Origin of the sequence: Moorena sp. SIO3E8 (assembly GCF_010692445.1) — a bacterium.
Taxonomy (GTDB): domain Bacteria; phylum Cyanobacteriota; class Cyanobacteriia; order Cyanobacteriales; family Coleofasciculaceae; genus Moorena; species Moorena bouillonii.
This window is the reverse complement of the sequence record NZ_JAAHHM010000044.1, coordinates 43,904-53,279: the sequence shown is the minus strand read 5'-3', so window position 1 is coordinate 53,279 and position 9,376 is coordinate 43,904. Positions and strand designations below refer to the sequence as shown.

The 9,376-nt window shown below is 44.3% G+C and carries 7 protein-coding genes; 2 read left to right on the top strand and 5 right to left on the bottom strand.

Annotated features, from left to right (window positions below; genetic code table 11):
- The first annotated feature begins 167 nt into the window (after positions 1 to 167).
- Positions 168 to 1,493: an SUMF1/EgtB/PvdO family nonheme iron enzyme gene (locus F6K46_RS19525; RefSeq protein WP_293060327.1), complete on the top strand. Its 1,326-nt coding sequence runs from the start codon at positions 168 to 170 to the stop codon at positions 1,491 to 1,493.
- 129 nt (positions 1,494 to 1,622) lie between these two features.
- Here the strand turns inward: F6K46_RS19525 and purD are convergent, their stop codons facing one another.
- Positions 1,623 to 2,894, bottom strand: coding sequence for a phosphoribosylamine--glycine ligase (gene purD / locus F6K46_RS19520; protein ID WP_293060323.1), 1,272 nt, complete (start codon positions 2,892 to 2,894; stop codon positions 1,623 to 1,625).
- A gap of 185 nt (positions 2,895 to 3,079) precedes the next feature.
- Between purD and F6K46_RS19515 the strand changes: the two genes are divergently transcribed.
- The gene (locus F6K46_RS19515) at positions 3,080 to 4,036 is read left to right on the top strand and encodes an NAD-dependent epimerase/dehydratase family protein (RefSeq protein WP_293060316.1); all 957 of its coding nucleotides are present in this window, start codon (positions 3,080 to 3,082) and stop codon (positions 4,034 to 4,036) included.
- Positions 4,037 to 4,351: 315 nt separating this feature from the next.
- Here F6K46_RS19515 and F6K46_RS19510 read toward each other — a convergent pair whose 3' ends face one another.
- The 4 genes from F6K46_RS19510 to F6K46_RS19495 form a co-directional block, all read right to left on the bottom strand.
- Complete coding sequence (locus F6K46_RS19510; RefSeq protein WP_293060315.1) at positions 4,352 to 6,448, bottom strand: serine/threonine-protein kinase; 2,097 nt, start codon at positions 6,446 to 6,448, stop codon at positions 4,352 to 4,354.
- A gap of 110 nt (positions 6,449 to 6,558) precedes the next feature.
- On the bottom strand, positions 6,559 to 6,675 hold the full coding sequence (locus F6K46_RS19505; RefSeq protein ID WP_229424272.1) for a type II toxin-antitoxin system HicA family toxin: 117 nt from the start codon (positions 6,673 to 6,675) through the stop codon (positions 6,559 to 6,561).
- Complete coding sequence (locus F6K46_RS19500) at positions 6,672 to 6,875, bottom strand: type II toxin-antitoxin system HicB family antitoxin (RefSeq protein ID WP_008182203.1); 204 nt, start codon at positions 6,873 to 6,875, stop codon at positions 6,672 to 6,674. Before F6K46_RS19500 ends, F6K46_RS19505 begins: the two co-directional genes overlap by 4 nt.
- Before the next feature lie 170 nt (positions 6,876 to 7,045).
- Positions 7,046 to 9,274 (bottom strand): dynamin family protein, encoded by a 2,229-nt coding sequence (locus F6K46_RS19495; protein ID WP_293060314.1) that lies wholly within the window; start codon positions 9,272 to 9,274, stop codon positions 7,046 to 7,048.
- Between the last annotated feature and the right edge of the window lie 102 nt (positions 9,275 to 9,376).

The following is a 9,376-nucleotide window of genomic DNA, read 5'->3' as shown; positions in this document are numbered from 1 at the left end:
CTTTGTATCTTGATGGTATTCCTTTAATGAAACGACTCTTTCAAGCTTGTTGCTCTACTAATGCTCCTCCTACTCTTGCTATACCTGTCTAAACCTTATTCTTTGTCTTTTTAAAAGAGCCGCACCCAATTGATTTTGGCACAGCACGCCAAGTTACCGAAACCTATATGGTAAAACAATCTGCTGGGAATGTTACCAGTATGATTTCCCCTGGGTATACTCCCCTAGAACAAATCCATGGTCAAGCGGTACCCCAATCGGATTTCTACGCCCTAGGACGGACATTTGTTTATTTGCTGACAGGGCAAGAACCCTCAGATTTGTATGATGCTGGTAATGATATCTTAATGTGGCGACCCCATGCACCACAGATTTCTTCGGAGTTAGGGGATTTTCTGGATAGTCTGATGGTGCGAGTTTATCAACGTCCTAAGGATACTCAGGTTCTTTGGGAAAAGTTACAAGCAATAAACTCCGAACTTAATCCTCCACGGCCATCCCAGAAACCAGATGATTCTACTGTTAATAGACCGCAATCAAATCACGTGGGGGGGTTTGGCAGTTTAGGAATAGCTGTAGCTGGATTTTTTAACCAATTTCAAAACTCTGACCCCTCACCATTCGAGGGAGTGACCCTAAACTCTTTTGACTTCGATGTGGTAACTCTAGATAAATACGGTGACATTAAAAAGCGCCGCCGTCACCAAGCCCAATATTTCACAGAAGACTTAGGCAATGGTTTAGGGCTAGATATGGTGTACATCCCTGGAGGAAGATTCCTGATGGGTTCACCAGAAACTGAGAAGGGACATAGCGATGATGAAAGTCCACAGCATGGGGTCAGAGTCTCTCCCTTCTTCATGGGAAAGTTTACGGTTACCCAGGCTCAGTGGCGGGCTGTAGCAACCTTATTCCAAGTCTCCCCTTCCCTAAACCCCCAGCCCTCTAAGTTCAAAGGCGATACTCTGCCAGTGGAAAAGGTGTCTTGGTATGAGGCGATGAAATTTTGTGCTATACTATCTAAGCTGACTGGACGAAACTATCGGCTTCCGAGTGAGGCGGAATGGGAATATGCCTGTAGGGCTGGTACCAGTACCCCATTCCACTTTGGTGAAACTATTACCACCGATGTCGCCAATTACGATGGCAACTGTAGATACAGCTCTGAGCCAGAAGGAGTATATCGAAAACAAACTACTGGTGTAGGTAGCTTTGGTGTAGCCAATTCCTTTGGTTTGTATGACATGCATGGGAATGTTTGGGAGTGGTGTAGTGACCATTGGTACCCAAACTACCTAAGCGCTCCGGTTGATGGTAGTGCTTGGCTCAATAGTATTAATGAGTATGATCATCATTCCAGGCTTTTACGTGGTGGTTCCTGGGATATCATTCCTGGGATATGCCGCTCGGCTTGCCGCTTCAGCTATATCCCAGCAGACGATATCGACGTCAACATTGGTTTTCGGGTAGTGTGCGATATTAATATGGCTTGATGGGTTGACCATGGGTAATAGCCGTTGAGGGAGTGTTGCTGGTCTGGTGTTGGTGGTATCAATGGCAGCAATAACTCAGCAATAACTCAGGAATGCGATCGCTAGCCAACGCCCTTCGGGCTAATCGCATCAATCAACATCCTGCAAAACCCGATAACCAATATCCCGACGGTAATACATCCCTTCAAACTGGATACAATCCATAGCGCTATAAGCAACTGATAAAGCTTGCGCTATTGTTTCACCGGTGCCGGTAACCCCCAAAACCCGACCACCACTGGTAACTAGCTCCTGCTGCTTCAAGGTAGTACCAGCACTGCAAACTACTGCTCCGTGTTGCTCAGCTTGTTCGATACCAGTAATTACCTTACCCTTTTCGTAAGCTCCCGGATACCCCTTCGAGGCAGCAATCACACAAGCCGCAGCCCCTTGCTTCCAGGTAATAGTTGGTAATTGCGCCAGTCGCTGTTGGGTACAAGCCAGAAGCACTTGATCTAGGGGAGTTTCTAGCAAGGGTAGGATAGCTTGAGTTTCTGGATCCCCAAAGCGACAATTAAATTCCAGAACCGTTGGGTTTCCTTCTGGAGTAATCATCAATCCTGCATAGAGAACCCCCCGATAATCAATTCCCCTGACCTTTAAAGCCTCAAGGGTAGGATTAAGAATTTCCTTTTCAATCCGTGTGCTTAGCTCTGGGGTAACAATCGGTGCAGGAGCATAAGCTCCCATCCCTCCGGTATTCGGACCGGTATCCCCTTCCCCAATTCGCTTATGGTCCTGAGCTGGTAGTAAGGGACGAACCGTCAAGCCATCGGTAACAGCCAAAACCGAAACTTCTTGACCGGTGACACACTCTTCAATCACTACCGTCTCAAACCCATTCTGAAAGAGTGACTGCACAGCCGTTTCTGCTTCGTCTATCGTAGCCGCAACAGTTACCCCCTTACCCGCTGCTAAGCCATCGGCTTTGACCACAATTGGTGCTACCTGGGTTTTGACATAAGCCAATGCTGGTTCTGGTTCCGTAAACACAGCAAAACTTGGGGTAGGAACACCAGCCGACTGCATCAAATCCTTTGCCCAAGACTTACTCGACTCAATTTGCGCTCCCTCCTGGGTCGGACCAAATACAGGGATATGTTTACTTTGGAGATAGTCTGTAATACCTAAAGACAGTGGTAGTTCTGGACCAACCACCACTAGAGCTATATCGTTAACCAGAGCAAACTCAGCAATTCCATCAAAATCTTGAACGTTTAATAAAAGATTTTGGCAACCTGTTAGTGTAGCGGTGCCACCATTACCAGGAACACATATCACCTGCTCAATACTTTGAGATTGCAGTAGTTTCCAGGCCAGGGCGTACTCCCTTCCCCCATTGCCAATTACCAAAATCTTCACTTTTTTTATACACTCTTTGCTGAATAGTCTATTTTATTCTATGACCTTACCAAATTATTGAAGCCATTTTTACTAAAAAAAAATTAGTCACAATTTCAGATAGTGTGCCAGACTAGATTTAATCTAGATTTACAAATAAACTAGTCTGACCAACGCTTAACCAATAGTTTGAAATCTTAAATTTTATGGCTCTTAATATCGTTACTGGTGCTGCGGGTTTTGTCGGTTCTCACCTAGTAGAAACCCTTTTGAATCAAGGTGAGCGAGTGATTGGTATTGATCAATTTAACGATTACTACGATCCCAACCTCAAGCGCCGGAATATTGAAAATTTTAAAGAGCATCCCGCTTTTGAGTTAATCGAAAGTGATATTCAGACCCTGGATTGGCGATCGCTCCTAACCGATGTAGAGGTAGTCTATCATCAAGCAGCACAAGCTGGAGTTCGTGCCAGTTGGGGGGATGGTTTTCGGGATTATACCGAGCGCAATATTAATGCTACCCAAATCCTACTCGAAGCCGCCAAAGATGCCAAACATCTGACGCGATTAGTCTATGCTTCCAGCTCTTCAGTTTATGGTAATGCGGAAGCCCTACCGACATCTGAAACAATTCTTCCCCAACCGGTTTCCCCCTATGGGGTAACCAAGCTAGCCGCAGAACACCTATGCTTACTGTATTACCATAACTTTGGTGTACCAGTTACTGCCTTACGCTATTTCACCGTATATGGACCGAGGCAGCGCCCAGACATGGCATTTCACAAATTCCTAAAAGCCATTCTCACGGATGAAGCCATTAGCATATATGGTGACGGAAAGCAAACCCGAGACTTCACCTTTATTAAAGACATCATAGCCGCGAATCTGGCTGCAGGTACCACACCAGCTGCTGTTGGGGAAGTGTTTAACATTGGTGGTGGTAGCCGAGTGGTGCTAGCGGATGTTCTCGACACGATTGAAGAAATTGTTGGACATCCCATTAAGAAAAACTACATCGAAAAAGCCAAAGGAGACGCACGTCACACGGCAGCAGACATTACCAAGGCCAAAACCTTGCTAAGTTATCAACCTCAAGTATCCCTATCCGAAGGTTTAGCCCAAGAATGGGAATGGATACAGACTCTTTACGCTCGTGTATAGAAGTGATGTGACATACTCCTACACTGACTCTTAGAGTTCAGTGTAGGCTTCTTGCCAACTCCACCCAACGGTATCGGCTTTCGCCGACGCTGCGCGAACGGATGCTCGACAAGCTTTATTTACGACACGGGATGCCCCGACCCACCGGAACAATACAACTCATTCTATTTTTTAGGCATGCAGGTGGCGGTTAGCTCTTAATTTGTATTCCCTGCTATATCCATTATATATGAAAATAAAAAAAACAAAGTTCCTGTCCGCCATTCATCCCACGCCGACATGCAGGTGCGGACGTGGGGCTTCTGGCGGATCAAGCTAAAGCTCAACCCCAGCTATGTGAAAGGCTTGTCTAATTGCACCAGCTAATTCCGATTGGTACTGTTGCAGGTAAAACTCAGATGCTTGACGATAGGCGGACAACAGGGGACGAAAATTCTCAACCTGACCATCTACAGTTCTGATATTAAGTAAAACCCAACCTAAGTTGTGGTAAGCCTCAGCATAGTCTGGTTTTAACTGCACTGCTTTTTCCAGATAGGAGCGTGCTTGTGCCCATTGTCCCACTTTTCCTAGTAAAGTGCCTAGACGGAATAAAGCAAAGGCATCAGATGGAAATTTCTGAATGTAGGCTTGATAGGTTTGGATAGCACCCTGAGAATTCTGCAAGTGTTCCTGAGTGATTCCTTGATTCAGGGATACCCAGCTAGGAACGTCTGCTTTCTGGCTGGCTTGCTCAAAATTGGCAAGAGCCTCAGGCCACAACCCTTGCACAGCTTGCTTCCAACCTTTCAATCCCCAAGCAACTGCACTATCGGGGACTTGAGTGGTAAACTCTATAATCCGGCGCTCCACGTCCCTAGACTGTCTGGTAACAACTGCCTTTTCCAAAGCAATGATTAAATAGGGATATATCCATTGTTGTAGTTGTTGGGATTCCCTAGACTGAGCCTGTTTTGACTTGAACAGTGCCTGGGTAGCAGTACGAATTGCTCGTTTCCATTGCTGTTGATTGACATAAATCCAAGCTTGTAACCCTAGGGCAAAGGTACAGTTACTATCAATTTGCAGTGCCTTGGAAACAGCAGATTCTGCCTGTTGCCAATTGCCAAGCTTTCCCCATGCCCAAGCTAGATTAGCTTGTATCCAAACCTCTTGGGGAGCTAAGTCTGCTGCTTTTTGCAACTGTTTTACCGCTGTTGACCAATTTGATTTACGGCAGTTGACTAGTCCTAAAACCCCATAGCTCCTGCCATCATTTGGTTGTAGTTGAATCGCTGTTTGTGCTGCTACCTCAGCCTGAGCATCATTGAGATGGATCTGAACTAGGGCTAGTTCAACCGCAGCTTCACCATGGTTGGGCTGATTAGTTAGACACTGTTGATAAGCTTGAACCGCCTCTGCTAACTTTCCTTGCTTAACTAATCCCCACGCTTTCCTTTGACTGGGAGAAACAAACTTGCCTTTGAGGGCATCAATCAGTTCCTCGGCTGTCTGAAATCGCTCCTCTACCTTCATTCTCATTCCAGTTAAGATTACCTGCTCAGTTTGGGGTGTAATCTGAGCAGCTAACTGTCGTGGTGGAATTAACGTTTCTGATCCAGCCCTTTCCGTAGCTTGAGCGGGTAATTGACCAGTGAGTAATTCATACATTGACGCACATAGAGCATAGATGTCCGTAGCTGGCCAACGCTTACTCCGGTAACTGTATTGCTCAAGAGGAGCGTATCCTGGTGACAAGGTTACACTCATTTCACGGGTTTGACCGGCCATGAATTCTTTGGTAGCACCGAAATCAATCAATACGGCTCGATCTTGGTGATCAATTAGAATATTATCTGGTTTAATATCTCTGTGTAATAGTTGATTAGAGTGAACAACTTTTAACGCTTCTGCTACTTGGATAAAATAGCCCTTGAGCTTCTCTTCCGAAAGAACACCTTCTTGTTGTAAGATTTTGTATAAGGACTTACCAGAGATAAACTCCATGACTAAATAGGCAGTATTATTCTCCTCAAACCAATCATAAACCTGAGCAATATTAGGGTGGGGGCATTTTTGTAAGTAACTGGCTTCTAACTGAAATTTGTGGAGTTGTCGTTGTCGGTCAATCGGAGCAATAGAAGGGGGCCAAGTAATGGTTTTCCCAATCCTAGCTGCTTTTTCTGGCCAGAGTTCTTTGATGGCAACCTTGGCAGAGTTAGGTAGGTAAATTCCTTGGTAGGTAATGCCAAATCCCCCTTCTCCTAGGACTTTTTCTATCCGATAATGACTCTGCCTTAGGAGTGTGCCAGCAGGCAAATGGTAGGCTGATGAACTAACAGTGTCTTCAAACTCAAGAGCCGCACCACAACTAGTGCAGTAGTTGTTACTGCCAGTATTGATATGACCGCATACTATACAGGTAATAGACATTGTAGGTTTCTACAATTTTAGGAAGGCAAGAGGCAAGAGGCAATAGGTAATAGGCAAGAGGCAATAGGTAATAGGCAAGAGGCAATAGGTAATAGGCATGCTAGCAAAAACTAATCTAGTATATCTCCTGGCTTTTCATAAATATGATGGCTTCCTGTAATTTTTCTCAAAACCCATCCTTTTTTCTCAACAATTTTACAGAATTTTTTGCCAGAAACAGATTTCATACTGTAACTTCCACAATTTTGCTGTTTGGTTCAGGAATATAGGAATTGCTGGCAACTTCTAACCAACCTTCAATTGCATCTTGAAGATTTGCTAAAACCTCTTCCATTGTGTCTCCCTCAGTAATGCAGCCAGGTAGTGCGGGTACTTCTGCCCAAAAACCACCTTCTTCTGCTGGATGTATTGCGACCTTAATCTGCATTTGGGTTTGCTTGCTCAAGAGTTTTTTCTGTATTTTAACTCATCACATCATGGGTCAATCAGATGAGCCGGTGTACTTTTGTTAACCTTATGCACACCCTGACTACTCTTACTTTTCGCTCTTTCCACTTCAACTTTTGTCAGTCAAGCAGGCTGATAGCTTACGCAAAGTTAATTCAAAAACTGCATAGATTCCAATGTGTTGCTGCTGATTGCTTTTTGGAGCAAATTTTGCCACTCCTGCTGAATTTGTTTATGTTCTTTGAGCCTTTGGAACTCAGGCCATACTTTCGAGCGAATTTCTTCCTTTCTTAGAAAAGTCCGCCACTGGTCTCCTATATCTTTGGCATAGTGAATGCGATCAAAAAACTCTCCGATGATGAAGTATCTGACTTGGCTTGGCTCAGTTAACCACTGATCTAAGGTTTGCTTGCATTTAATGACCACTTTTTTATGAAGCGCTTCTAGACGATTTTTTACTTCTTGTTGATTAAACTCTTCAACTTGGGATTTTCCTGACTCGGAATTTGTAATGCTCAGGGTGTTGTTGTTGATTAGATCGGGTTCAAGTTCGTCATCAAAGTGCTGTCGAATACTATGTATAATTAATCCTTCATAGGAAACTTGAGACTCCCAAAGGGTTCGGAACCCTAGCTCTAATTGATTGTTATACTTATCTAGTAACTCGGTCATCACCCCTAGAAACTTGGCATCACGCTCTTTAGTGAGATTCCCCAAGTGCCCCTTTTTCAGGTTTACCAGCACATTTGTTACTTCTGATTTGAGCTGCTCCACCGACTGCTGTAGCCCTTCGTTTAAGGAAAGGAAATGCTTTGAAAGGTTCGCTCGCATCGCTGCAATCGACCCGTAGTAGGTAGACCTGTAAGAACCTCCGAATCGGTCTGTGCGTTGTCTTTCAATTTCTTCTAGTGCTGGAATTCCCGGGTCACTTTGGCAGGCTTTCATTACAGTATCGACTTTCGCTTTAAAGTAAGGATCAACTGTTTCCCGATTTTTTCTGAGTTTTTTGAGGAATTTTTCAAGACTGTCAGATAGTTCTTCTTTAAACTCTTTGAATCGCTCCACAAATAACTGGTCTTCATCCCCAAATCCAGCTAGGGCTTTACTGGCTTTCTGTAAATCAGTGTCTAAGTCTCTGTGGAGGATATCTATATGGTCTTGGTAAGCTTTGGCATATTTACTGTCGAGGTCTTCAATGTTGTTAACTAGGTAGTCTAGAATTAACTCCAGAACTTGATTTGCTTGGTCAGGATTAGAACAGTCAGCGATTACACAATTAACCACCTCTATGTGGTTTTCGCGAATAGTTCTTTTAAGGGTTTCACAGCCTTTAGAGTTGTATTTATCAGCACTGCTCATTTTGTTGAGTACCATGAAAGACCGCTCTGGCAGGTCATTCAGGGCTTTATGGGCTGTGTCATAAAGTTTTGTATCTCTTGCTTCCCAGCCGTAGCGTACAGAGTCTGGTCTCCGCACAAAAAGAACTACATCCACTCGCTCCCCTAGGGTTTGTAGCATCAGGTTTTCATCCCCTACTCTGAGGTCTCCTAAACCGGGTATGTCTACTAAGGCGATCTTTTCAACTTCGGATCTACTGAAAGGACAGAATATCTCTACTTCTCTGACTGCCAAAACCGCGAAGTCACTATTGGCATCTTGTTGGTGAACTACATAGTTTCGTATTTCTTCCTTGGGAACCCGATCTAATACCCGAGGGGAGTTTGCTTCCAGTAGATGGCGATACTGATTGAAATGAGCATAATATTCGTTGCGCAGCCGTTGGTACATGGCTTTTTTAGTCGCAGCATCACTAGGCAGTTCGGGAAGCTGGCTAGCAAATTCATCCAGACTCTTTGGTTTGGGTACTAAGCCTAGTTCTTCGTAATAGGAGCCAATAACTTCTTTGAGAAATGAGTCTTCATCATGGAATGTTACTCTAGCATAGGTTGGTTGATTTTGATGATAGACTGTACTCCGAACTGCTGTGCAGGCTCCTCCTTCACGAGCAGGAATCTCATCATCGGAAAGTCCACTCAAACTTTTGAGTAGTGTACTTTTCCCTTGCCCCATTAAGCCCACTACACCAATATTAAGGGTGCCACGGTCAAAACGTTTATGAAGTTGAGCGAGTTTATTAGTCTGAAATTCCAAGCGCTTCAGTAGTCCAGGGAAATTGATTTGTTGTAAGTTACCAGCTATTTCAGCATTATCAGGTAATTTAATTAGCTTCTGGCGGTGTTTTTCTAGCTCAAGTAGTGTGGAGTAAAGGGTTTTTAGGTGGTTTTCTACACTGGTGAGGCGTTCAATAAAGGGTTTGCGTTTGTCAAGGATTTCGGTAAGACGAGAGGCTATATTGGTTCTCTGTTGATTGGTGTACATAAGTTATAGCGTTTGGATTTGAGTTGTGAACATACTCCCTTAGGCAAGAGGCAAGAGGCAAGAGGCAAGAGGGAAGCTCTGGAGTGTTATTAGACAATAAAA